The organism is Sphingobium sp. DC-2 (assembly GCF_000722555.1).
Taxonomy (GTDB): domain Bacteria; phylum Pseudomonadota; class Alphaproteobacteria; order Sphingomonadales; family Sphingomonadaceae; genus Sphingobium; species Sphingobium quisquiliarum.
Window position 1 is genome coordinate 58,543 of sequence record NZ_JNAC01000054.1, and the last position, 23,428, is coordinate 81,970.

The window sequence follows — 23,428 nt, forward strand, 5'->3', positions numbered from 1 at the left end:
CCTCTTTTTGCACCGGATGATACGGAAGAGGCATCACATCCTATGTCCCTGAACGCGATCGAACTGCGTCAGCTGCGCTATTTCGTCGCCGTGGTGCGGCAGCGAAGTTTCCGGGGAGCGGCCGCGGTCGTCCATGTCTCGCAACCGCCGCTGACGCGTCAGGTGCAGCAGCTTGAAGACGCGCTTGGCGTGCAATTGCTGATCCGGGGAAGCAAGGGCGTGGAACTGACGCCAGCGGGCGCAACCTTTTATACCGAGGCCTGCAATATCCTGGACCTGATGGATCAGGCGGTCGCCCGCGCGCGGCTGGCGGGGTCAGGCCATCTCGGCAGGCTGGACGTTGGCGTTTTCGGATCGGCGGTGCTGGACGCGGTGCCGCGCATCATCGTCGCATTCCGCACGCTCTATCCGCATGTCGAGGTCGTCCTGCACAACATGGATCGCGAACATCAGGTGCAGGCGCTGCGTGAGCGGCGGATCACCATCGGTTTCAACAGGTTCTTCCGGGACGAAGCGGACCTGACCTGGGAAACCCTGCTGACCGAACCCATGCTGGTCGCCGTTCCTTCAGGCCATCCGCTTGCAAGCCGCGCGGAACTTTCGATCGACGACATAGCGAGCGAGCCGCTGGTATTCTATCCGCGGGTCGAAAGGCCCCAGGGCTTTACCCATTATCTCATGCGCATGTTTCACACGCGCAACATGACGCCCAATATCGTCCAGGATGTGGACGACGTCGTGACCGCCGTCGCGCTGGTGTCGAGCGGCCTTGGCCTGTGCCTGGTGGTCGAATCCGCCCGCAACCTGCAACTGCCGGGGGTATCCTATGTCCGGCTGCGGCGCGAAGACGAAGTGCAGTTCGACCTGAGCATGATCTGGCGGACTGACGATCATTCTCCGCTTCTCAGAGCCTTTCTTGAGGTCGCGCGCGGATGAGCGGGGCTGTGGCGCAATCGCCTTGCGTCGCTTTTTTCAATGACCGCTTTCACCGTCATCCCGCCCCGCACCGGATGAAAGCTGCGCCAGACGCGCTTCCAGCCCCGGCAGGAACAGCGTGGCGGTCATGGCCGCGTGGCGGCGGTTCTGGTCCGGCGTCGGGGCGGCATGGCCCATGATCATCCTGTGCTGCATGTCGACGAGCAGGGCGCCGATATACAGCTTGCCGATGCGATCCGCCTCGGCCGCTGTCATGCCCCGTTCCTGCAACAGCTTCACCAGCGGCCGGCGCAGATATTCCTGCCCCTGCTGCAAGGCCTGTCCCGCTGGAGGAAACTGGCGCGCTTCCCGCATGATGAGAGCGCCCACGGCCATGGCATAATCCGTCGAAAGCTCTCGCAAGACCGCGCGGGAATAAGCGGCCAGGGCGTCCTTCAGGCTGGCCGTGGGATCGATGACATAGCTGGTAAGTTCAACCGCCTGGTCCAGGATCGCCGCTTGCAGCAATGCCGCCTTGTCCGCATGCCATGTATATAATGTGCGTTTCGACACACCCGCCCTGGCCGCGATCGCTTCCATGGTGGCGTGGTGAAAGCCCTTGGCGGCGAACTCCTCGCGCGCGGCGCGCATCACCGCCGCCATCAATTCCTTGCTCTGTTCGGCCGAAGGCCGCCCCACCCTGTGCACAGGCGGCAATGTGCTGATGTCTGCGGACGTCATTCCGCAGCGCCCCTTGTTACCGGCATTGTCGCCTCTCCCCTTTTTGCGGCCAGACTATTGCGCGCCGCCGCGCAAGGCAAGAAATGCAGCGCCCTCCCTTTTAGATTCCGGCGCGATCCCCACATGCCCCTCATGATCCTTTCGCCCCAGCCCGTTCCGCCCGCGCCGCGAACCCCGTCATGACCATGGGGTTCGACAACAGCTATGCGCGCCTGCCCGATCGCTTCTTCGCGCGGGTGCCGCCCATGCAGGCCCCTCAGCCAGCGCTGATCCGCGTCAATGAAGCGCTCTGCGCCGATCTTGGCATCGACCCGCAATGGCTGGCGGGCGAAGAAGGGCTGCGCATGCTGGCGGGTCAGTCGATCGCGCCGGGATCGGAGCCGATCGCCACCGCCTATGCCGGGCATCAGTTTGGCAATTTCGTGCCCCAGCTTGGCGATGGCCGCGCCATCCTGCTGGGCGAGGTAATCGGCGCGCAGGGCCAGCGGCGCGACGTTCAGTTGAAAGGCGGCGGCCGTACCCCCTTTTCCCGTGGCGGAGACGGCCGCGCCGCCCTTGGCCCGGTGCTGCGCGAATATCTGGTGAGCGAGGCGATGGCGGCGATGGGCATCCCCACCACCCGCGCCCTTGCCGCCCTGACCACGGGCGAGCCCGTCTACCGGGAAACGGCGCTGCCCGGCGCGGTGCTGGCGCGTGTCGCCTCCAGCCATATCCGGGTCGGCACCTTCCAATATTTCGCCGCCCGCCGGGACGTGGACGGGCTGCGCATTCTGGCCGACCATGTCATCGCCCGCCATTATCCCGATGCCGCCGATGCGCCCCGCCCCTATCGAGCGCTGCTGGACCGGGTGATCGCGGGTCAGGCCGACCTTATCGCGCGCTGGATGCTGGTGGGCTTCATCCATGGCGTGATGAACACGGACAATATGTCGGTCGCCTGCGAAACGATCGACTATGGCCCCTGCGCCTTCATGGACAGCTATGATCCGGCCACGGTCTTCAGTTCGATCGATCATGCTGGACGCTACGCCTATGGCAATCAGCCGGGCATCGGCCTGTGGAACCTCACCCGCTTCGCCGAAACGCTGCTGCCGCTGCTGGACGCGGATGAAGCGAAGGCGATCGCCGATGCGGAAGAGGCGCTGTCGTTCTACGCGCCGCGCTTCCTCGATACGCAGTTGCGGGGTTTCCGCGCCAAGCTCGGCCTTGGCCAGGAGAGGGAGGGGGACGCTGAGTTCCTGACCGGATTGCTCGACGCCATGACGGCCAATCAAGTGGACTTCACCCTGTTCTTCCGCTGCCTGGCCGATGCGATCGAGCCGGGTCAGGGCGACGAGCCGGTGCGCGAACTGTTCGTCGACCCGCTTGCCGCCGACGAACTGCTGGCGCGCTGGCGCGATCGTTCCGCCAGCGAGCAAGGCCCAGCCGCCGAACGCCGCGATGCCATGCGCCGGGTCAACCCCGCCTTCATCCCGCGCAACCATCGGGTGGAGGAGATGATCCGCGCGGCGGTGGACAAGGGCGACTTCGCTCCTTTCGAACGGCTGCTGCACATAGTGTCGCATCCGTTCGAGGATCAGCCGGAAAACCAAGCCTATGCCGCGCCGCCGCTGGAGCATGAGCGGGTGCTGGCGACCTTCTGCGGCACCTGACGCCGGGCCATCTGCGTCGGCCGTTCGCCCAGCGAAGTCGAAGGGCCGAGGGAGCGCGGCGCCTCGCCATGCTCAGTGAAGGGATTCGACTTCGCTCAGCCCGAACGGTTCCTGTTCAAGGCGCGACGGTCAAACAATCCCCGCGCCCAGACCCACAGGCTTGCGCTCCTGCGCCTTGCGTTCGCGCCATTTGCTCTGGCGATAGACCGACAGCATGTCGATCGCGCCGCCCGCTTCCATGCGCGCCATCGCCAATATGGGCGCGACATCGACATTATAGGCGCGGCGCAACGCCTGGAACGCCATCATCGTGTCATTGCCCTCCTGCGCGGCGTGCAGCGCCTCGCGGTCGACCAGCAGCGCCTTGGCGAAGCAAGCCGCGATGGTTTCGGCCGACGACAGCATGGATTCGATCGGGTCGGTCACATTGTGCGACTGGTCGATCATGTAGCTGGGGTTGAAGCCGTCGCGCGGGTGCAGTTCCGCCTCGACCAGTTCATTGAACACCAGGAACAGCTGGTGCGGGTTGATCGACCCGGAATCGAGGTCGTCGTCGCCATATTTGCTGTCGTTGAAGTGGAAGCCGCCCAGCTTGCCGAAGCGGTGCAGGCGCGCCACGATCTGTTCGATATTGACGTTGGGCGCATGGTGGCCAAGGTCGACAAGGCACTTCGCCTTGGGCCCCAGTTCCTGTGCCGCCAGGATGGACGAACCCCAATCGGAAATGACCGTCGAATAAAAGGCTGGCTCGAACATCTTATGCTCCAGCAGCATCCGCCAGTCGTCGGGCAGCGCGGCATAGACCTGCGCCGCCGCCTCAAGATAACGGTCGAGGCTGCGGCCAAGATCCTGCTGCCCCGGAAAGTTCGTGCCGTCGCCGACCCAGACGGTGAGGTCGGTCGATCCGAGTTGCTTGCCGATCTCGATGCATTCGATGTTATGTTCGACCGCCTGCGCGCGCGTTTCGGCGATTGTGGAGGAAAGCGACCCGGTGGCGTAGCTGTGCGCCTGATCCTTCTGGTCCTGGAACGTGTTGGAATTGACCGCGTCGAAGCCCAGGCCAAGGCTCGCCGCCTCCTGCCGCAGGCCCGCATAGTCGGACACCTTGTCCCACGGGAAATGCGGCGACACGCGCGGGGTCACGCGCGACAGCTGGTTGATGACGGCGCAATCCTCCAGCTTTTCATGGATGGTGGTCGGCTCGCCCGGAATCGGGAATTTGGCGAAGCGGGTGCCGCCCCGGCCAGCGCCCCAGCTCGGCACCGCGACCGAAAAGCCAGCGACCCGGCCCTTGATCGCGTCGATGTCGATGCCGCGCCGGTCGAGCTGGCGGCCCAGCGCCGCATAATCTTCCTCCAGCGCGGCGGTTTCACGCGCATTGGCCTCTGCAATCAGTTCGTCGGAAAGGGGCAGGTTCGTCGTCATGATGATCTCACTTCTTGGTCTGGCTTCCGAGGAAGCCCTGCATGGCCATCCATGCGTGGAACTCATCCATCAGCAGCGTGGTGGTGGTGCCGGGACGGCCAAGGCCGAACCCGTGATAGCCCTTTTGATAGGCGTGGATTTCCACCGGCCGCTTCGCCTTGTGCCAGGCTTCGGCGATGGGGAAACCCATGGTGGGGAACAGCTGGTCGTCCATCGCGATCGCGTTGAACATGGGCGGCGCGTCGGCAGGCACGGCGACGGCAGCCTGCGGCCCGTAGATATAGCCGAAGAAAGCGGGCCGCTCGGCAGCAGGGGCTTGCAGGACCACATTCAGCGCCGTCATCGCCCCGGCGGAAAAGCCGATCATGCCGACCCGCGCGGGATCGACGCCCCATTTCGCGGCATCGGTTCGCACCATGCGCAGGGCAGCGATCGCGTCTGCGGTCGCTTCGGGCTTTTCCAGCTTCGCCGCGCCCGGCCCGCCGCGCACGGCCGCGCCGATCCTGGCCGCCATTTCCCGCATCGCTTCCTTCTGGTCGGCGGGGGTCGGGATCAGGCGGTATTTCAGGACGAAGGCGGCAATGCCGCGGTCGGCCAACTGCCGGGCGACCTTATAGCCTTCATGATCCATGGACAGCATCATGAAGCCGCCGCCCGGCGCGACGATCACCGCCGCGCCATTGGCCTTGCCCGCTTCCGGCAGGACCGGCGTCAGCGTGGGAACGGTGACGTTGCGCACCGAACGGCCCTCGCCCGGATTGATGTTCCAGATTTCGGTTTCGGCGGCCTTGCCCTGCTTGCCCCTGGCTGGCGGATAGAGCGGGATCGCGCCCGGCTCCGCCATGCTGGCTGGCGCGGGCGAAGCAACGGTCGGCTTTGCCCTGACCGCCTGCGCCGCCGCCCCTCCCGTCTGCACCATGGCGAGAGCGGCCAGCATCCAGCCGGTCCGCGCCTTCCATGTCCTTGCCAATGTCATCCCATCCTCTCCCTTGCTGCTTAGCGGGTGAAGGCCTGGGCGTTCCCCGCATCGACGTTGATCATGTTGCCGGTCGATTTTGCCGACATATCCGACGCAAGGAAATAGACCGCTTCGGCAATGTCGGACGGCAGCACGTCGCGCTTCAGCATGGAGCGCTGGCGGTAATGTTCCTCCAGTTCCTTGCCCGAATCGATGCCGTGCGCACCGGCGCGTTCCTTGCGCCAGTCGCCGTCCCAGATCTTGGACCCCTTGATGACGGCATCGGGATTGACGACGTTCACGCGGATGCCGGACGGCGCGCCTTCCAGCGCCAGGCAGCGGGCGAGGTGGTTGGCCGCCGCCTTGGCCGACGCATAAGCCGACGCATTGGTCGCGGCGGCGACGCCATTCTTCGACCCGATGAACACGATCGACGTGCCGCCCTGCTCCTTCATCCGCTTCATCATCGGGAAGGCGGCGCGCGCGGTCAGGAAATAGCCTTCCGCCAGCACGTCATAATTTTTCCGCCACAGCGCGACGGTGGTTTCCTCGATCGGCGCGGAAGAGGCGATGCCCGCATTGGCGACGAGGATGTCGAGGCCGCCAAATTCGCGCGCACAGGCGTCGAACGCGGACTGCACCTGCGCTTCGTCTGTCACGTCCACCACGGCGGCGCGCACGACATCCTTGCCGAACTGCCTGGCGAAACCGGCGCGGACTTCCTCCACGGCGGCGGCGTCACGATCAGCCAGCATCACGCAGGCGCCGTCCGCCATCAGGCGCGCAGCCGTCGCCGCGCCGATGCCGCCTGCGCCGCCCGTCACCAGCGCGATCTTGCCGACCAGCGGCTTGGGTTTGGGCATGCGCTGGAGCTTCGCTTCCTCCAACAGCCAATATTCGATGTCGAACGCTTCCTGTTCATCGAGCGCGATATAGTCGCCGATCGCTTCGGAACCGCGCATCACGTTGATGGCGTTGCCGTAGAACTCACCGGCAAGGCGCGCGGTGGTCTTGTCCGTGGCGAAGGTGAAGCGGCCGATCCCCGGCACCAGCACCACGACCGGGTTGGAATCGCGCATCGCAGGCGAATTGCCGCGCTTGCAGCGCTCGTAATAGGCGCTGTAGAGCTTGCGGTAATCCTCGATCTTCTGCGCCAGATAGGCGTCGTCCTGCAAGCGCGCGGGGTCCAGCGTCAGCGGCGCGATCTTGGTGCGCAGGAAATGGTCGGGGCAGGACGTGCCGAGCGCGGCCAGCCGTTCGAAATCCACCGAACCCACGAATTCCAGCGCTTCGGCATCGTCGGAAAAGTGGCCAAGCTTGCTGCGCGCGCCAGTCATGAAGCCGCGCAGGCGGGGCATCAGGTCGGCGGCGATGGCGGCGCGGTCCGGGTTGGGCGCGACCTTCCGGCCCCCGAAGGCAGGCTTGCCCGCCAGCTTCGCATTGAGGTAGCTTGCCGCGTCGGCGATCAGCTGCACCGTATGTTCGTAGCAGCCCTTGGCCGTGTCCGCCCAGCAGATGATGCCATGGCCCGCCAACATCACGCCTTCGATGCCCGGATTGGCTTTAACATAATCGCGCAGCTGCACGCCCAGCGTGTAGCCCGGACGCTTCCAGCCCAGCCACCCGATCTTGCCGCCCCAGATTTCCTTCGTCGCAGCCTCGCCGCCCGACGACGCCGCCAGCGCGATGATCGCGTCGGGGTGAACATGGTCGACATGGGCGAAGGGCAGCAGCGAATGGAGCGGCGTGTCGATCGACGCGGCCCGGCTGTTCAGGTTGAAGGTGCAGTGCGGCAGATAGCCGACCATCTTGTCGTCATCCTGCTCGCCGCCATAATGCTTCTCCAGGCTCAGCAGCTTGTCCTGATACAGGGTCGCAAAGCCGTCCAGCTTCATCGAACCGATGTCGCCGCCCGAACCCTTGACCCACAGCACCTCCACCTGCTCGCCGGTCAGCGGATCGGTTTCCATGATCTTGGCCGAAGTGTTGCCGCCGCCGAAATTGGTGACGGTCAGGTCGGAACCCAACAGGTTGGAACGGTAGAGCAGCAGTTCGGCCGGACTCATCGAAGCGGCCGCCGAATCATCCCACCGGCTGGTGGGGACGGCGAAGGGAATGGCGAAATCTGCGGCGTTGGTCGGAGCGTTCATGGGATACCTTCAGCTGTGAAGCGATGTGCAGCGTGAAGCCTTGCTATCATTTTCACTGGAAATGATCAATCACGATTGATAATGATCACTTTCAATAACCCGTTTCGGGAGGGATGCAGTTGGATTCAGGTGCCTACATCGTCATCGACTTAGGCAAGACGCTCAGCAAGGTCAGCCTCTGGTCGCGTGACGGGCGAATGCTGGACCGGCAGACGCGTCCCAACAGCCTGTGCGAGGTCGATGGCGTCCGCCGCCTGGACGCCGATGGCATAGGGTCCTGGCTGCTCGACATGCTCGCCCGCCACGCCGGTCAGCCGGTGGAGGCGATCATTCCGGTTGGCCACGGCGCCGCCGTCGCCGCCCTTACCGGATATGGGGAAGGAACGCCCGGCACGCTCGCCTTCGCGCCCTTCGACTATGAGCAGGCGATCCCGGCCGAGGTGATGGCCGCCTATCGCGAGCAGCGGGACGCCTTCGCCATCACCGGATCGCCCGCCCTGCCGGACGGCCTCAACCTCGGCAGCCAGATCTGGTGGATGGACCAGATTCATAGCGAAGAGATGCGCGGCGCGACGTTGCTGCCCTGGGCGCAATATTGGGCCTGGTTCCTGACCGGCCGCGCGGTCAGCGAAGTGACCAGCCTTGGCTGTCATACCGACCTGTGGGCGCCTGCCAGCGGCGGCCTTTCCCCCATGGCCGTGCGGCTTGGCTGGGCCGATCGCTTCGCGCCGGTGGTCAGCGCGGCTGACACGGTCGCGACCCTCTCTCCCGCGATCGCCGAGCGCACGGGACTGCCGAAGACGGTGAAGGTGCTCGCAGGCCTGCACGATTCCAACGCCGCCCTGCTCGCCGCGCGCGGTTTCCCGGAGATCGCCCGCAACGAAGCGACGGTGCTGTCCACCGGCACCTGGTTCATCGCCATGCGCCTGCCCGCCCAGCCCGTCGATACGGCATCGCTGCCCGAAGCGCGCGACTGCCTCGTCAATGTCGATGCCTATGGCAAGCCGGTGCCCTCCGCCCGCTTCATGGGCGGACGCGAGATCGAGACGCTGATCGAGATCGATACGCGCCGCGTCGACATCAAGCCTGACCAGCCCGCCCTGCTCGCCGCCGTCGAGCGGCTGCTGGCGGACAAGGTGATGATCCTGCCGACGCTCGCCCCCGGCTTCGGCCCTTTCCCGCAAATGGAATGCCGCTGGGTCAACCGGCCAGACGACTGGTATGCGCGCCGCGCCGCCGCCTGCCTTTATGCCGCGCTGGTCGCCGACTGCTCGCTCGACCTTATCGGCGCGCAGCAGCGGCTGCTGGTCGAAGGGCGTTTCGCCGAAGCCGAAGTGTTCGTGCGCGCGCTCGCCGCATTGCGGCCGGGGACGCAGGTCTATACAGCCAACGCCCATAATGACGTGTCCTTCGGCGCGTTGCGCCTGATCGATCCCGCGCTTGAACCGAGTGGCTCCCTCCGCAAGGTGGAGCCGCTGCCCGGCGACCTGTCCGCCTACCGCGCCGGGTGGCGCGCCGAACTGGAGGCCTTTGCATGATCGCCGCATCGGTCAGCGACTTTCGCGAACTGGCGCGCCGCCGCCTGCCGCATTTCCTGTTCGAATATATCGATGGCGGCTCCTATGCCGAAGTGACGCTGCGCCGCAATGTCGCCGATCTGGAAGCGATCGCGCTGCGCCAGCGCGTGCTGCGCGATATGTCCAGCCTGGACCTGACCACCGAACTGTTCGGGCAGAAGCTGGCCATGCCGGTCGCGCTCGCCCCCATCGGCCTTGCGGGCATGAACGCCCGGCGCGGCGAGTGCCAGGCAGCGCGCGCGGCGGACAAGGCGGGCATACCCTTCACCCTTTCGACCGTGTCGGCCTGCGCCCTGTCCGAAGTCGCGAGCGCGGCCGCCCGCCCCTTCTGGTTCCAGCTCTACATGATCCGCGACCGCGCCTTCATGCGCGATCTGATGGCGCAGGCGGTGGAGGCGCAATGCTCCGCCCTCGTCTTCACGGTGGACATGCCCGTGCCGGGCAGCCGTTACCGCGACTATCATTCGGGCCTTGCGGGCGCGGCCGGGCTGCGCGGCGCGATGCGGCGGACCATTCAGGGGGCGATGAAGCCGGACTGGGCCTGGGACGTGGGCATTCGCGGCCGTCCCCACGCGCTCGGCAATGTCGCGCCCGTGCTGAAGGGCAAGACCGGCATCGAGGATTTCTTTGCCTGGATGCGCGAGAATTTCGATAATTCCATAAGCTGGCGCGACCTGGATTTCATCCGCTCCGAATGGAAAGGGCCGCTGATCATCAAGGGGCTTCTGGACCCGGAGGATGCGAAGGAAGCCGCCGCCATCGGCGCTGACGGCATCATCGTGTCCAACCATGGCGGGCGGCAGCTTGACGGCGTGCTGTCCACCGCCCGCGCGCTGCCCCCCATTGCCGATGCGGTGGGCGACCGGCTGACCATATTGGCCGATGGCGGCGTCCGGTCGGGCCTGGACGTTGTGCGCATGCTGGCGCTGGGGGCGAAGGGCGTGCTGCTGGGCCGGGCCTGGGTCTTCGCGCTGGCGGCCAAGGGGCAGGCGGGCGTGGAGCAGATGCTCGCCCTTATCGAGGCGGAAATGCGCGTCGCCATGACGCTGACCGGCATGAAATCCATCGGGGAAATAGACCGCACCGCACTGGCGGGCGGCTGAGACAGAACAGACAAGAGGGAGACAGGATCAATGGGCGGCAATCCGGCGCTGGGCGTCATATTCCACTGGCTGGGCGGCTTCGCCTCCGCCAGCTTCTACGTGCCGTACAAGCGGATCAACCGCTGGTCGTGGGAGGTGTTCTGGCTGGCGGGCGGCCTGTTTTCCTGGGCGATCGCGCCCTGGATTTTCGCCTCGCTCCAGACCAGCGACCTTCTGGGCGTGCTGTCCGCCACCCCGCGCGAAACATTATTCTGGTGCTGGTTCTGGGGCGCGATGTGGGGCTTTGGCGGCCTGACCTTCGGCCTCACCATGCGCTATCTTGGCCTGTCGCTGGGCATGGCGGTGGCGCTGGGCCTGACAACGGTGATCGGCACGCTTGGGCCGCCCATCTTCCGCGGCACGATAGGGGAGATCGCATCGACCATCAGCGGCCAGCTCACGCTGCTCGGCATCCTCATCACCCTGACCGGCATCGTCGTCGTCGCCCGCGCGGGCAAGGCGAAGGAGCGGGATCTGGCGGGCGCGCAGTCCGAAGGCGTGGCTGAGTTCAACCTGAAAAAGGGCATCCTCATCGCCATCTTCTCCGGCGTGATGTCGGGCTGCTTCGCCTGGGGCCTGGACGCGGGCCAGCCGATCCGCGACCTGTCGCTGGCGGCGGGAACCGATCCGCTGAGCCAGGGCCTGCCCGTGCTGTGCGTGGTGCTGGCAGGGGGCCTTACCACCAACGCGCTGTGGTGCGCCTATCTGATCGCCCGGAACAAGAGCGCGGCGCAGTTCTTCGGCGCGCCTTCCGACCCCGAAAATGGCGGCCGCGCGCCATTGCTCACCAACTATCTGCTGGCGGCGCTGGGCGGCACGCTCTGGTACTTCCAGTTCTTCTTCTACACGATGGGCGAAAGCCAGATGGGCCGCTACGGCTTTTCATCCTGGACGCTGCACATGGCGTCGATCATCCTCTTTTCGACCCTTTGGGGCTTTGCCCTGCGGGAATGGAAGGGCGCAAGCCGCAGCACGCGGCGGACGGTATGGACCGGCATCGGCCTGCTCGTCGGCGCTACCGTGGTGATCGGCGCAGGCAATATGCTGGGGGTGTCGGCGGCTCATTAGCGGCACCCCCCTCCCGCACAAGAGCGAAGGACGAGACGGACGAAATGCATGCGGCGGAACGCGAAAGCCTGATCCTGGAATCGCTGCGCCTCAGCGGGTTCATTTCCTATCGCGATCTGGAGGCGCAGCTGGACGCTTCCCCGGCGACGATCCGCCGCGACCTCAGCCGTTTGGAGGAACATGGCCATATCGTCCGCGTCCATGGCGGGGCGAAGATCGCCGCGCCCGCCGCCAACGCCGCGCCCGAACCGCAGAGCCGCCTGACCGGCACGCCCTTCGACCAGTCGATCACGCAGAATCTGGCGCGGAAACAGGCGATCGGCCGCGCCGCCGCCGCCCTGTGCGAGCCCGGCGAGGGCATCATGATCGACGGCGGCACGACCACCTTGCAGATGTGCCCCTGTCTGGAGGGCCTAGACCTTCAGGTGCTCACCAATTCGCTGCACATCGTCAACGCGCTGCTGCCCCAGGCGGGCACGCGCATCCTGCTGCCGTCCGGCACGCTGTTCCGCGAGCAGAACATCATCCTCGCTCCAGCAGGGGAGGACAGCATGCCGCGCTTCCACGCGCCCAAGCTGTTCATGGGCGCCGCCGCCGTCGGCCCGCGCGGCGTGATGCAGCAGGACGTCATCCTCGTCGCGGCCGAACGGCGGCTGGTGGACAGGGCCGAACAGGTCATATTGATGGTCGACAGTTCGAAATTCGTCTCTTCATCCGGCGCGATCGTATGCGGGCTGGACGAGGTGGACACCCTCATCACCGACAGCGGCATCGATCCGCAAGCCGCCGACATGGTGCGCCGCGCGGGGATCGAACTCATCATCGCGCAGGATTGAGCGGCCTGTCCCGAGATTTGCTCCTGTGCGACGGGCCAGTTCAGGCGTCGGCCCAGCGGCGCAGCAGATTATGGTAGACGCCGGTCAGCCGGATGATCTCCGCATTGTCGTGGCCCATCGTCACCGCCAGCGCCTGGATGCTGCTGTCGAGGTCGAACAGCGTCTGCCGTGCAGCGTCGTCACGGACCATGGATTGCAGCCAGAAGAAACTCGCCACCCGGCGGCCGCTGGTCACCGGATTGACCCGGTGCAGCGATGAGGAGGGATAAAGCACCGCATGACCGGCGGGCAGCTTCACCTGTTGCGCGCCGAACTGGGTTTCCACCGCCAGTTCGCCGCCGATGTAGCTGTCAGGATCCTCCAGAAAGACGGTCATCGACAGGTCCGACCGCACGCGAAAGCCGGTTCCCGCCTGGATACGCACTGCGTTATCGACATGGATGCCGAACGCCTGGCCGCCCGCATAGCTGTTGAACAGGGGCGGAAAGATTCTGAGCGGCAGCGCGGCCGCGATGAACAACGGGTTGCGGCTCAGCGCCTCAAGGATCATCTGCCCCGCCTGCCGCGCTTCGGGCGAGTCTTCGGGCAGTTGCAGGTTGTTCTTGGCCAGCGCGGACTGATGGCCGGACGTCACGTTTCCGTCCACCCATTGCGCGGCGTCGATCAGCGCGCGGATATCCTTGAGCTGCCGCGCATCGAGCAGTTCGGAAATGATCGTCAGCATGAATTATCTCCGCCCCCGCGCCGTGCCAGCCCCGTTATTGCGAACGGTTTTCAAAGTCAATTCCATGCCGTTGCGGTTGCTGTCCGCGACATGGCTCAGCGCCATGACCGCCCTATCCCACGCCGGTAATTTGAGGTAAGATGAGGCCAAATAAAATGCGTGAGAGGATCGATGAGTCTGCTCGCTCGCTGTCTGGATTGGCTTTGCCGCCTGTTTGAACCGGCGGCGCAGGACGAGTCCATCGTCAATCATTTCATATGCGGTTCGCGCGAGCCACCCACCGACGCCTGAGCTGGCACGCAGCCCGATGCGCCACTCGGCGGCGCCAATCCATGCGGAGCGATAACCCGGGCAATGCAGGCGCGTGCAGTCGCCCATCATTGCCCGGGAAAACATTGTCCTGAAATCCCGTGGAGGATGACAACGTTGTCTCACCGCTCTATAGCGGCCTGCGATAGGGATCAAGAGGCTTTTCGCATGGAACGGGACCGGAGTGGCGCAGCTTGACGCATATATCGCTGGCGATCGGCATGGTTCGGCAGAATAGCCCGGATTTCCGCTGGCATGCCGTAATTCCCTTGCATTGCAATGCTGACGCCTGCCTCCATCATCCCGCAATTCCGAACAGCCATTTCCATGTCCAGCATCCGTGACGTCGCCGCCTTTGCGGGCGTTTCGATCAAGACCGTGTCCCGCGTTATCAATAATGCGCCCAATGTCAGCCGCGATCTGCGCGACCGCGTCGCCGCCGCGATCAAGGCGCTCGACTACCGCCCCAATCAGGCGGCGCGCCGCCTTGCGGGCGGACGCTCCTTCCTGATCGCCTTCCTCTACAACAACCCCGCGCCGGGCTATGGCGGCGGCATTCAGGCGGGGGCCGCGAATCGCTGCCGCGAACTGGGCTATCATCTGGTCGTCGAACCGATTTCGCTGTCGGGCGAGGAACGGTTCGAAGTGCTCGACCGCCTCGTCGCCGCGTTACGGCCCGATGGCGTGTTCCTCACCCCGCCGCTTTCGGACGATGTACAGATGCTGCGCCGCCTGTCCGAACTCAACCTGCCCTGCGCGCGCATCGCAGGATCGGTCATGTCGCCCAGCTTCAACATCCCCACGCCGGAGCGGTCCGCCGGGCGGATGGTGGCCGATCATCTCATCGGCCTGGGGCACAGGCGCATCGGCGTCATCTGCCCGCCCGTCAGCCATCGCGCGGCCCAGCGCCGGGTGGACGGGTTCAGGGACGGCCTGACCGCCGCCGGGATCGCCATGGACGAGCAGATGTTCGTCGAGGGCGCGTTCGATTTCGCATCGGGCATCAGCGGGGGCGAAGCGCTGCTGGGCCTGCCTCACCCGCCCACCGCCATCTTCGCCACCAATGACGACATGGCGCTGGGCGTGCTGACCCTGGCCCACCGGCGCGGGCTGCGCCTGCCGGCCGACCTGTCCGTGGTCGGCTTCGACGATACGCCGGGCAGCCTTACCACCTGGCCGCCGCTCACCACCGTGCGCCAGCCGCTCGACGCCATGGGCCGCGCCGTTGTCGACGCCCTGGTGGAAGGACTGGCGGATGCGCCATCCTTCCGCTTCGAACTGGTGAAGCGGGACAGCAGCGGCCCCGCGCCCGGCCGATAGCCGCCGCGCCGCCGCCGCTCAGCCGCGCGCCGCCTTGCGCCCCGCCTGCCGCCCGAAGAAGGTGCAGTCGGCAAGGCTGAGGCCCGAACTATAGCCATGGCCCCAGGCGGGCAGGCTGGACGTGCACCGGCCCGCCGCGAACAGGCCCGGCACCGGCGCGCCGCCATGGTCCAGCACCTCGCCATCGACCGAGGTACGCAGCCCGCCCAATGTGAAGAAGCTGAAATAGCTGTTCTGGAAATTCAGCTCCAGCGCCACGAACGGCCCCTGATCCAGCGGCGTCAATATGGGCGGCTTCTTGTGGAACAGCGGGTCGCGCCCTTCCGCCGCATGGGTGTTGTAGAAGGCCATGGTCGCCGACAACGTGCCCGGCGCCATATCCAGCTCGGCTTCGACCTCTTCCCATGTCTCGCCCGTCCCGGCGATGGTGATGCCCGCCATTTCCAGCGGCTGGTCGAAATGGGCGATGTCCAGCAGCAGATAGACGCGATCCCCCATCTGATCGACGGCGACCCGGCTCACCCGGCCATGATAGCAATCCTCGTTGATGAAGCGCTGGCCCGCCTGGTTGACGAACACGCCATGCGCCTGCGGTTCGGGCATGGTCCAGGGGCAGGTGGTGAAAAACTGCTCCATATGGATCGCGTCGCCGCCAGCGCCCACGCCCATTTCGATGCCGGAACCATCGTCCTGATCGCCGATCGGGCTGCTGATCTTGAAGGTTTCGGGGCAATAGCGCCGCCTCATGTCTTCGTTGAAGACGAAGCCGCCGGTGCACAGCACCACGCCTTTCGCGGCGCGGACGAAGCGGTTCACATTGTCGATGCGCACCCCCACGCCCACGCCCCGCCGGTCCTCATCCTGCACCAGCGCGACGGCGCGGGCGTCGGTCACCACCTCCACGCCCAGGGCGCGGGCGCGGCTTTCCAGCAGGTCGACCAGCGGACGCCCGCCGCCCCAGCCCACATGCTGGATGACATGGCCGCGCGGCGCTGGCCTGGCAATGTCGCAAAACGGCCAGGCCGCCTCGCTTCCCGACCACATCAGCGTCGAATCATCGACCGGCTCGATATGCTTTCCGGGCAGGTAATTGCCGCGATAGGGAATGCCCTGTTCCTTCAACCAGCCATAATGCGCCAGGGATTCGCGCGCGTAGAGATCGCATTTGGCTTCGTCGGCACACGGACCGCCTGCCGCCTTCAGATAGGCGGCCATATCCTCGGTGCTGTCCTCGAACCCGGCCGCCCGCTGCGCGTCGGTTCCGCCGCTGCCGCCGATATAGATTTCGCCGCCGGACAGGGCCGATGCCCCGCCGCTTCCCGATCCACGTTCGAACAGCATGACCCGCGCGCCAGCCAAGGCGCCCTCGATCGCCGCGCAGGCGCCCGCCGCGCCAAATCCGATCACGGCGATATCGGTTTCATGGTCCCAGGCCTGAACCGCTGAGGCCGGATAGGGTCGGTGAAGCGACACGTCAGTCACTGGCATACTCCATTGGGCCGCAGGGGTTGCGGCAGTTCATAGGGGAAGAAGGCGCGCCGGATCATCCAGCCACCGTATAGCCGCCATCGACATACAGCGTCTGTCCGGTGATCCAGCTCGCCGCCGGGCTCGTCAGGAACAGGATGGCGTTGGCGATATCCTCCGGCTGGCCAAGGCGGCCGAGCGGCGTGCGGGCGAGGGTGGGCTCCAGCCATTCCGCCTGCTGGAACGTGCCCGCCGTCATCCCGCTCAACGTCAGGCCCGCCGCCACGGCATTGGCCCTGACGCCGCGCGCGCCCCATTGGACGGCCATCGTCCGCGTCAGCCCGACCAGCCCCGTCTTGGCCGCGCCGTAACCGGGCACCACGCCAATGCCGAAAAAACTGCTCATCGACCCGATGCCGATGACGGACCCGCCGCCTGCCAGCTTGCTTTCGGCCAGCAGGTCCACCGTCCGGCGGGCCATGCGAAAGGCCGAATTGAGCAGCATGTTCACCGCCCGGTCGAAAATCTCCGGCTCCCATTCGTCGAGGCCAAGGCTGGGCAGCGCTATCCCGGCATTGTTGATCAATATGTCCAGCCGGGGCAGCGCCGCCGCGACGCTATCGATATTCGCGGCGTCTTCCACATCGAGTTGAAGATAGCGGAAGCCCGAAAGGTCCGCGTCGTAATCGGCGGCGCTGCCGCGCGTGCCGGTGATGGTCACGTCCGCACCGGCGTTACGATAGGCCGCCGCCGTCGCCGCGCCGATCCCGCTCGTCCCGCCGGTGACGAGGACATGGGCGCCGCCATAATCATAAACGGGCGATGTCATCATCTCTCCTTTGTCCCCCCGGCGAACGGCGCGACGAGCGCAGCGACCATCATCGCCTCCAGATCGCCGGTGAACCTGCCCAGACTGGCTTCGTTAAGATCGCCCGATGCCTCAAGCAGATGAGAATAGTCGGCCAGGCCGTGATAGAGCATCACCCCGGCGATGATGAGGCGGCGTTCCGCCACGTCCGGCGGGATCGCCCGCGCGCTCAGCGCCAGGTTCAGCATGCGGCTCAGCCGTTCCGTAAAGGGCGCGGCAAAGGGCGCGGAACCGGCGCGGTGCATGCCGATGGTATGCACCGCCACCAGCTGGGCATTGAGGCGGACGAACGCCTTGCCCCCATCGGGATCGAGCAGCTTTGCCGCGACCGGCCGCACGAAAGCGGCCACCACCTGCTCGATCGCCGGAACGCCGCCGCCTGCCTCCATCTCGTCGAACAGCCTGTCGCGCTGCCGGGCGATGCCGGGAACATGCTTGTCCAGGATCGCCTGGATCAGTCCGTCCTTGTTGCCGAAATGATATTGGCAGGCGCTTCCATGCCTCTGCCCGGCGGCCTTGTTGATCTCGTTCAGCGAGACAGCCTGAACGCCCCGTCCAGCGAACAGCCGCTCCGCCACGCCGATCAGCTTCGCGCGCGTGGCCCCGCTGCGCGGCGATGCGGCCGCCGCTGGCTGCTGAGGCTGTGCCTCGTCCGCAGTAACGGCCCCTCCCGCCCGCAACATGACGCCCTCTCGCTAGTTAGTGAGACCGCACTAATTTTACCGTGAGGGCTTGGCAAGCGCCTTGTGGGAGAGGCCGCGAAAACAGGACGCTCGGTCTACCCGGCCATGTCCTCCAGCTCGCGCCCCTTGGTTTCATGCACCAGCGCACGGACGAAGAAGAAGGAGACGGCGGCGAAGAAGGCATAGCCGGTATAGGTGATCGCCAGCCCCGGCGACACCGCCAGCGCCGGAAAGCTGACGGATATCGCCGCATTGGCCATCCACTGCGCGAAGCCTGAGACGGCGAGGCCCGATCCCCGGATCTGGTTGGGGAACATCTCGCCCAGCATCACCCACATGATCGGCCCCCAGCTCAGGTTGAAGAAGATCACGTAGAGATTGGCCGCGATCAGCGCGATCACGCCATTATTGCCCGGCAGCGACACCGCGCCGTCCGCGCCCGTCACCGCGGTCGAAAAGGCATAGGCGACCACGGCCAGCGTCACCGCCATGCCCGCCGATCCGATCAGCAGCAGCGGCTTGCGCCCGACCCGGTCGACAAGGGCGATGGTGGCCAGACACGCGCCGATCGAAAGCACGCCGGACAGAATATTGGTCTGCAAGGCATAGTCTTCGGAAAAGCCGACCGCTTCCCACAGGGTCGCGCCATAATAAAAGACGACGTTGATGCCGACCAACTGCTGGAACACGGCAAGGCCGATGCCGGTCCACACGATCGGCCGGATCCTTCCGCTGCTCTTGTCGATCAGGTCGGACAGTTTGGGGCGATGATGATCCGCAGCCAGACTGCCGCGTATTTCCACGACCTTGCGCGCCGCCGCTTCGGGTCCGAAGAGGCGCGTCAGCACCGCCTGCGCCTCTGCTTCGCGGCCGCGCGCGACAAGGTAGCGGGGACTTTCCGGGATCACCAGCAGGGCAAGGAAGTAGATGGCGGCGGGGATCGCTTGCAGCCAAAACATCCAGCGCCACGCCGGAAAGCCCATCCACAGTTCGGCCGTGGAGCCACCGGCATGGCGGGCAAGCACGAAATTGGCGACGAACGCGCCGGTCAGGCCGGTGATGATCATCACCTGCTGCACGCTCGACAGCCGCCCGCGCACCGCCGCTGGCGTGACTTCGGAAATATAGACGGGGGAAATGACGCTCGCCGCGCCGACGCCCAGCCCGCCGATGATGCGGGCGATGATGAAGACCGCCGACGATCCCGCCGCTCCCGCCAGAATGGCGCTGGCGAGGAAGAGGATGGCCGCCAGCATCATGACGCCGCGCCGCCCGATCAGGTCCGCCATGCGCCCGGCCAGGAACGCGCCGATCGACGATCCCACCAGAATGGCGCCGACATTGACGCCGATCCCCAGCTTCCCAAGCTGGAAGGCGCTTTCCAGTCCCTTTTGCGTGCCGTTGATCACGCCTGAATCATATCCGAACATGAACCCGCCGATCGTGGCGACGGCGACGATGGCGGCGATGAAGGCCATGTTGACCCGCTCGGCGCTCCCGCTCCCCTCAGTCATTGCAATCCCTCCTGCCCTTTTTCTTTCCGTACCGGTCAGCGCCAGCCCGCATCCATGAAATAGCCATGGCCCGTGCACATGCGCGCATCATCGGACGCCAGGAACAGCGCCAGCGCGGCGACATCCTCCGGCAATATGCGTCCATTCAGGCACTGCTGCGAAACGATCTCCGCCTCGCCTTCGGGCGTGTACCATTTCATCTGCCGCTCCGTCTTCACATTGCCGGGAATGATGCAGTTCACTCTTATGTTATCGCGGCCAAGATCACGCGCCAGGCTGCGCGTCATGCCCTCGATCGCGGCCTTGGCGGTTTCGTAAAGGGCAAGCTCCGGCAAGGCGAGATGCCAGCTGATCGACCCGAAATTCAGGATCACGCCCCCGCCCGCCCGCTTCATCGCAGGGGCGGCGGCCTGCGCGGCGAAGAATTGATGGCGCAGGTTCACCGCCATCCGCTCGTCCCAATAAGCGGGGGTGACATCCTCTATCCTGTGGCGGTCGTCGCTCGCGGCATTGTTGATCAGGATGTCGATGCCGCCGAAATCCGCCTCGACCTGCGCCATCACCGCCCTGAGCGCATCGATGTCGCGCAGGTCGCAACGGTGAAAGACAGGCGCGGCCTCCGCATCGCCCAGCCGCGCGGCCAGAGCAGCGCTTTCCGCTTCCAATATGTCGCAAAAGGCCACCCGCGCGCCTTGCGCCGCAAAGGCCTGCACCAGCCCTTCGCCGATGCCGCTGCCTCCTCCGCTGATAAAGACGCTTTTACCCTTGAGGCTGGGGTAGATGGCCCGGCTCATGCAACATCTCCCGGCGTTACGGCGCGGAGCAGACCGCGCGCGGCAAGGTTGGACATCAGGCGGGACAGGCCGAAATCCCAGGCAGGCGCATCCTTCGCCAGCACCACCCGGTTGATCAGGCGGCCAAGCCGCGCGTTGGAGATGGTGACCACATCGCCGACCTTATGGGTGAAGCCCCGCCCCGGATGATCCCGATCCTGCACCGGCGCAAACAGCGTCCCCAGGAACAGCACGAAGCCGTCGGGATAATGATGTTCCGACAGCGTCTGACGCATCAGTTCCAGCGGATCACGGCTGATCTGGTCCATGCTGCTGACCCCTTCCAGCCGGTAGCCTTCGGGTCCGTCGATGGTCAGTTCCACGTCCGCCGCGCGCACATCGTCCAGCGTGAAGCCGTCATCGAACAGACGGATCAGCGGCCCCAGCGCGCAGGACGCGTTATTATCCTTCCCCTTGCCCAGCAGCAGCGCCGAACGCCCTTCAAAATCGCGCAGATTGACATCGTTGCCCAGCGTCACGCCTACCAGCTTGCCAGTGCCGTTCACCACCAGCACGATTTCGGGTTCGGGATTGTTCCAGCTGGAATCGGACCGCACGCCGACATCATGCCCCGGACCCACGGTCGAAAGCGGCTGGGCCTTGGTAAAGACTTCCGCGTCGGGACCGATCGCCACTTCCAGATACTGCGACCAGATGCCGTCCTCGATCAACGCCGCCTTCAATTCCGCGGCTTCCGGGGAACCGGGCGACACAGCACGTATCGATCCGCCGACCCGCGCCTCCAGCCGGGTGCGGATCTCGGCGGCGGCGCTGGCGTCGCCCATGGCGCGCTCCTCGATCACGCGCTCGACGGCCGACAAAGCGAAGGTCACGCCGCACGCCTTCACGCATTGAAGATCAATGGGGCTCAGCAGCGGCAGGGAAAGCGCGTCCAGCGGCCCAAGCGCTATGCCGCCCGCAACCGTGCCAGGCAGCGCATCCAGCAATTGCGCGGACGTAGGGGCGACGCGGCTCATGTCGTAGGCGATACCCTGCGACACAAGGATCGGGCTTGGCCCTTCCGGCGTCAGGACGCGCCCGGCAAAACTGCCTGCCTGCCAGTCGGAAGGCAGCCAGTCGGGTGAGAGGACGACGCCTTTCATCATGCACTCCTGCAACTTTTATGTTTCTGGTAGCGCTACCAACAGCATAACGGGCAACAGGTCAAGCATCATCGCGGCGGCCCATCGGACTGGCGGCGGATCAGCTCATAATCCAGCAGCACGGATGCGGGCGGTTCTCCGGCATCCCTGCCCCCAAGCTGCCGCACCAGCAGTTCGACGGCCTGCCGGGACATGGCGCTGATCGGCTGGCGGATGGTGGTAAGCTCAGGCCAGATCGTCGTCGCGATGGCGCTGTCGTCAAATCCGCAGACGCTAAGGTCGCCCGGCACGTCCAGCCCCCGCCGGTGCGCCGCCGCCACCGCCGCCGCCGCCATGTCGTCATTCGCCGCAAAGATCGCCGTTGGCGGGTCCGGCAAGTCCAGCAGCTTGCCCGCTGCCTCCAGCCCCGACCTGTAGGTGTAAAGGCCCGGCCCCGTCAGCGCCTCATCCTGCGCGACACCCGCTTCGGCCAGCGCGGCGAGATAGCCTTCATAGCGCCTCCCGCTGGCATGCTGGTTGGGATTGCCCCTGATAAAGCCGATGCGCCTGTGCCCCAGCTGGAGCAAGTGGCGCGTCATCTCATAGGCGGCGCGATGATCGTCGATGCTGACCACCGGCATTCCCTGCGGCGGGCGGCTGGTGGCGACCGCGACGGCGGCGACGCCAGCCCGTTGCAGCGCCTGCGTCAGCGGCTCCAGATCGCACAGCGGCGGCGGCAGCAGGACGCCGTCGACGCGCGAACGCTGCAAATGAGCGATGACACCCTCGACCGATGTCCCTTCATCCCACCGTTCGATGACCAGAGTGACGCCGCTGCGGCTCGCCTGGTCAAGGCTACCGACCAGAAATTCGCTGAGATAGGCCGCTGACGGATTGCTGTAGAGCAGCGCGATCCGCCTTTCCTCACCCCCCGCCAGGCTGCGCGCGGCAGCGCTTGGCGCGTAATTGAGTTCGGCGATCGCCTGCTCCACCCTTTCCCGCATGGCGGGCCGCACGACCTGCCCGCCGTTGATCACGCGCGACACGGTCATGGGCGACACGCCCGCTTTTTGGGCGACATCGTTGATGGTCGGCGCGTTGCGCTGACGCCGCGTGCTTTTTCGTTCCAAGGTCACGGCAGGCGCTTTAAAGTGGCCAAGGGGTTCAGCATCCAGCGATGCCTAGCCGAAAGAAGGTGCCCGCCAAAGCGAAACTCACCGCCGCGACGCCGCGCCTGTGACGCGAACGCCGCGGCGATGTCATCAGGCCCGCATCAGCGAACCGCCATTGACGTCGACGATGGCGCCGTTGATCCAGCGGCCATCGTCCGACAGCAGCAGCGCGACGACTGCGGCATGATCTTCCGATTCGCCCAGGCGCGTGTGCGGCGTGCGCGACATGAAATGCTGCGCCCATTTAGTGGCCTCTTCGGCATTGGCCTCCATCTGCTTCTTCATCTCGCCGGTGACGGTGAAGCCGGGCGCGAGCACATTGGCGGTGACGCCTTCCTTGCCCCAGCGCGCCGCGACATGCCGCATCAGCGCGTTCACGCCCGCCTTGGTCATGGCATAGCAGGGCCGCACAGGCTCCGCGCCATGGGCTGAACCGGAACTGGTATAGACGATCGCGCCCTTGCCACTCTTGGTCAGGTGGGGCAGCACGGCGCGGGTGCACAGCAGATGGCCGCGCAGGTTGACCGCAACGGTGCGATCGAAGATCGACAGGTCGATGGACAGCGCGTCGCTGTCTTCCATGATGACGCGCAGGTCCGCCGCGTTGATATGCGCGCCGTCCAGCCCGCCGAAGCGGCTCACCGCGTCCTCCGTCGCCTTCTGCACCGATGCTTCGTCGGAAATATCGACATGAACGGCAAAGGTCTCACCGCCCGCTTCCTGCGCCACCTTCGTGGCGCCTTCGATGTTGATGTCGGCCGCGCAGACCCGCGCGCCTTCTTCCGCAAGCCGCTTGACGGTGGCCGCGCCAATGCCGGTCGCGCTGCCGAACACGATGATGCGGCGGCCGTTCAGTCGATTGTTGATAGTCATGAGCATCCTCCAGAAAAGCCGATGGGCCGGCCAACTTGATGGCGGTTAGTAACCGCTCACTCCTGGTGAGTAGCAGCCGGTGCGCACGCCGTCACCATCGCAATGGCTTTATGGCCCAC

General features: G+C 65.7%; 21 protein-coding genes. 7 read left to right on the top strand and 14 right to left on the bottom strand.

Annotated features, from left to right (window positions below; all coding sequences use genetic code 11):
* Positions 1-42 precede the first annotated feature (42 nt).
* Positions 43-936 (top strand): LysR family transcriptional regulator, encoded by an 894-nt coding sequence (locus tag ET21_RS0112020; protein WP_030539897.1) that lies wholly within the window; start codon positions 43-45, stop codon positions 934-936.
* Positions 937-972: 36 nt separating this feature from the next.
* Here the strand turns inward: ET21_RS0112020 and ET21_RS26645 are convergent, their stop codons facing one another.
* On the bottom strand, positions 973-1,656 hold the full coding sequence (locus ET21_RS26645; RefSeq protein ID WP_030539898.1) for a TetR/AcrR family transcriptional regulator: 684 nt from the start codon (positions 1,654-1,656) through the stop codon (positions 973-975).
* 179 nt (positions 1,657-1,835) lie between these two features.
* Here ET21_RS26645 and ET21_RS0112030 point away from each other — a divergent pair, with 179 nt between their 5' ends.
* Positions 1,836-3,308, top strand: a complete 1,473-nt coding sequence (locus ET21_RS0112030; protein ID WP_030539899.1) for a YdiU family protein — start codon at positions 1,836-1,838, stop codon at positions 3,306-3,308.
* Positions 3,309-3,437: 129 nt separating this feature from the next.
* Here ET21_RS0112030 and rhaI read toward each other — a convergent pair whose 3' ends face one another.
* Genes rhaI through ET21_RS0112045 form a run of 3 tightly spaced genes read right to left on the bottom strand, consistent with a single transcriptional unit; the run spans position 3,438 to position 7,841 of the window.
* A complete protein-coding gene (gene rhaI / locus ET21_RS0112035; RefSeq protein WP_030539900.1) occupies positions 3,438-4,733 on the bottom strand; it encodes an L-rhamnose catabolism isomerase in 1,296 nt (431 codons plus the stop codon).
* 7 nt (positions 4,734-4,740) lie between these two features.
* Positions 4,741-5,709 (bottom strand): alpha/beta hydrolase, encoded by a 969-nt coding sequence (locus tag ET21_RS0112040; protein WP_237751549.1) that lies wholly within the window; start codon positions 5,707-5,709, stop codon positions 4,741-4,743.
* Positions 5,710-5,729: 20 nt separating this feature from the next.
* Positions 5,730-7,841, bottom strand: coding sequence for a bifunctional rhamnulose-1-phosphate aldolase/short-chain dehydrogenase (locus ET21_RS0112045; RefSeq protein WP_030539902.1), 2,112 nt, complete (start codon positions 7,839-7,841; stop codon positions 5,730-5,732).
* Between the two features lie 113 nt (positions 7,842-7,954).
* On the opposite strand from ET21_RS0112045, the gene ET21_RS0112050 reads away from it, so the two are divergent.
* Genes ET21_RS0112050 through ET21_RS0112065 form a run of 4 tightly spaced genes read left to right on the top strand, consistent with a single transcriptional unit; the run spans position 7,955 to position 12,464 of the window.
* Positions 7,955-9,379 (top strand): FGGY-family carbohydrate kinase, encoded by a 1,425-nt coding sequence (locus ET21_RS0112050; protein ID WP_037470867.1) that lies wholly within the window; start codon positions 7,955-7,957, stop codon positions 9,377-9,379.
* Complete coding sequence (gene lldD / locus ET21_RS0112055; protein ID WP_030539904.1) at positions 9,376-10,521, top strand: FMN-dependent L-lactate dehydrogenase LldD; 1,146 nt, start codon at positions 9,376-9,378, stop codon at positions 10,519-10,521. The genes ET21_RS0112050 and lldD overlap by 4 nt, the downstream gene beginning before the upstream one ends.
* A gap of 30 nt (positions 10,522-10,551) precedes the next feature.
* On the top strand, positions 10,552-11,628 hold the full coding sequence (gene rhaT / locus ET21_RS0112060) for an L-rhamnose/proton symporter RhaT (protein ID WP_021239630.1): 1,077 nt from the start codon (positions 10,552-10,554) through the stop codon (positions 11,626-11,628).
* A 44-nt stretch (positions 11,629-11,672) separates the two neighbouring features.
* Positions 11,673-12,464: a DeoR/GlpR family DNA-binding transcription regulator gene (locus tag ET21_RS0112065; RefSeq protein WP_030539905.1), complete on the top strand. Its 792-nt coding sequence runs from the start codon at positions 11,673-11,675 to the stop codon at positions 12,462-12,464.
* A gap of 40 nt (positions 12,465-12,504) precedes the next feature.
* Here ET21_RS0112065 and ET21_RS0112070 read toward each other — a convergent pair whose 3' ends face one another.
* Positions 12,505-13,188 carry a Fe2+-dependent dioxygenase gene (locus ET21_RS0112070; RefSeq protein ID WP_030539906.1) on the bottom strand — a complete coding sequence of 228 codons (684 nt, stop codon included), beginning with the start codon at positions 13,186-13,188 and terminating at the stop codon, positions 12,505-12,507.
* A 3-nt stretch (positions 13,189-13,191) separates the two neighbouring features.
* Positions 13,192-13,584: a hypothetical protein gene (locus tag ET21_RS0112075; RefSeq protein ID WP_030539907.1), complete on the bottom strand. Its 393-nt coding sequence runs from the start codon at positions 13,582-13,584 to the stop codon at positions 13,192-13,194.
* Positions 13,585-13,824: 240 nt separating this feature from the next.
* Between ET21_RS0112075 and ET21_RS0112080 the strand changes: the two genes are divergently transcribed.
* The gene (locus tag ET21_RS0112080) at positions 13,825-14,817 is read left to right on the top strand and encodes a LacI family DNA-binding transcriptional regulator (protein WP_030539908.1); all 993 of its coding nucleotides are present in this window, start codon (positions 13,825-13,827) and stop codon (positions 14,815-14,817) included.
* Positions 14,818-14,835: 18 nt separating this feature from the next.
* Here ET21_RS0112080 and ET21_RS0112085 read toward each other — a convergent pair whose 3' ends face one another.
* The 8 genes from ET21_RS0112085 to ET21_RS0112120 all read right to left on the bottom strand — a co-directional run bounded on the left by ET21_RS0112085 (position 14,836) and on the right by ET21_RS0112120 (position 23,309).
* Positions 14,836-16,305, bottom strand: a complete 1,470-nt coding sequence (locus ET21_RS0112085) for an FAD-dependent oxidoreductase (RefSeq protein WP_030539909.1) — start codon at positions 16,303-16,305, stop codon at positions 14,836-14,838.
* A 55-nt stretch (positions 16,306-16,360) separates the two neighbouring features.
* Complete coding sequence (locus tag ET21_RS0112090; protein WP_237751550.1) at positions 16,361-17,113, bottom strand: SDR family NAD(P)-dependent oxidoreductase; 753 nt, start codon at positions 17,111-17,113, stop codon at positions 16,361-16,363.
* Positions 17,113-17,835: a TetR/AcrR family transcriptional regulator gene (locus ET21_RS26650; RefSeq protein WP_051768156.1), complete on the bottom strand. Its 723-nt coding sequence runs from the start codon at positions 17,833-17,835 to the stop codon at positions 17,113-17,115. The genes ET21_RS0112090 and ET21_RS26650 overlap by 1 nt, the downstream gene beginning before the upstream one ends.
* Positions 17,836-17,930: 95 nt before the next feature.
* Positions 17,931-19,349, bottom strand: coding sequence for a sugar porter family MFS transporter (locus tag ET21_RS0112100; protein ID WP_021237062.1), 1,419 nt, complete (start codon positions 19,347-19,349; stop codon positions 17,931-17,933).
* A gap of 35 nt (positions 19,350-19,384) precedes the next feature.
* Positions 19,385-20,143, bottom strand: coding sequence for an SDR family NAD(P)-dependent oxidoreductase (locus tag ET21_RS0112105; protein WP_030539912.1), 759 nt, complete (start codon positions 20,141-20,143; stop codon positions 19,385-19,387).
* The gene (locus ET21_RS0112110; protein WP_156029143.1) at positions 20,140-21,288 is read right to left on the bottom strand and encodes a fumarylacetoacetate hydrolase family protein; all 1,149 of its coding nucleotides are present in this window, start codon (positions 21,286-21,288) and stop codon (positions 20,140-20,142) included. The genes ET21_RS0112105 and ET21_RS0112110 overlap by 4 nt, the downstream gene beginning before the upstream one ends.
* Before the next feature lie 65 nt (positions 21,289-21,353).
* Positions 21,354-22,394, bottom strand: coding sequence for a LacI family DNA-binding transcriptional regulator (locus ET21_RS0112115; protein ID WP_030539914.1), 1,041 nt, complete (start codon positions 22,392-22,394; stop codon positions 21,354-21,356).
* Between the two features lie 132 nt (positions 22,395-22,526).
* Complete coding sequence (locus ET21_RS0112120; RefSeq protein ID WP_051768157.1) at positions 22,527-23,309, bottom strand: SDR family NAD(P)-dependent oxidoreductase; 783 nt, start codon at positions 23,307-23,309, stop codon at positions 22,527-22,529.
* Positions 23,310-23,428: the final 119 nt, after the last annotated feature.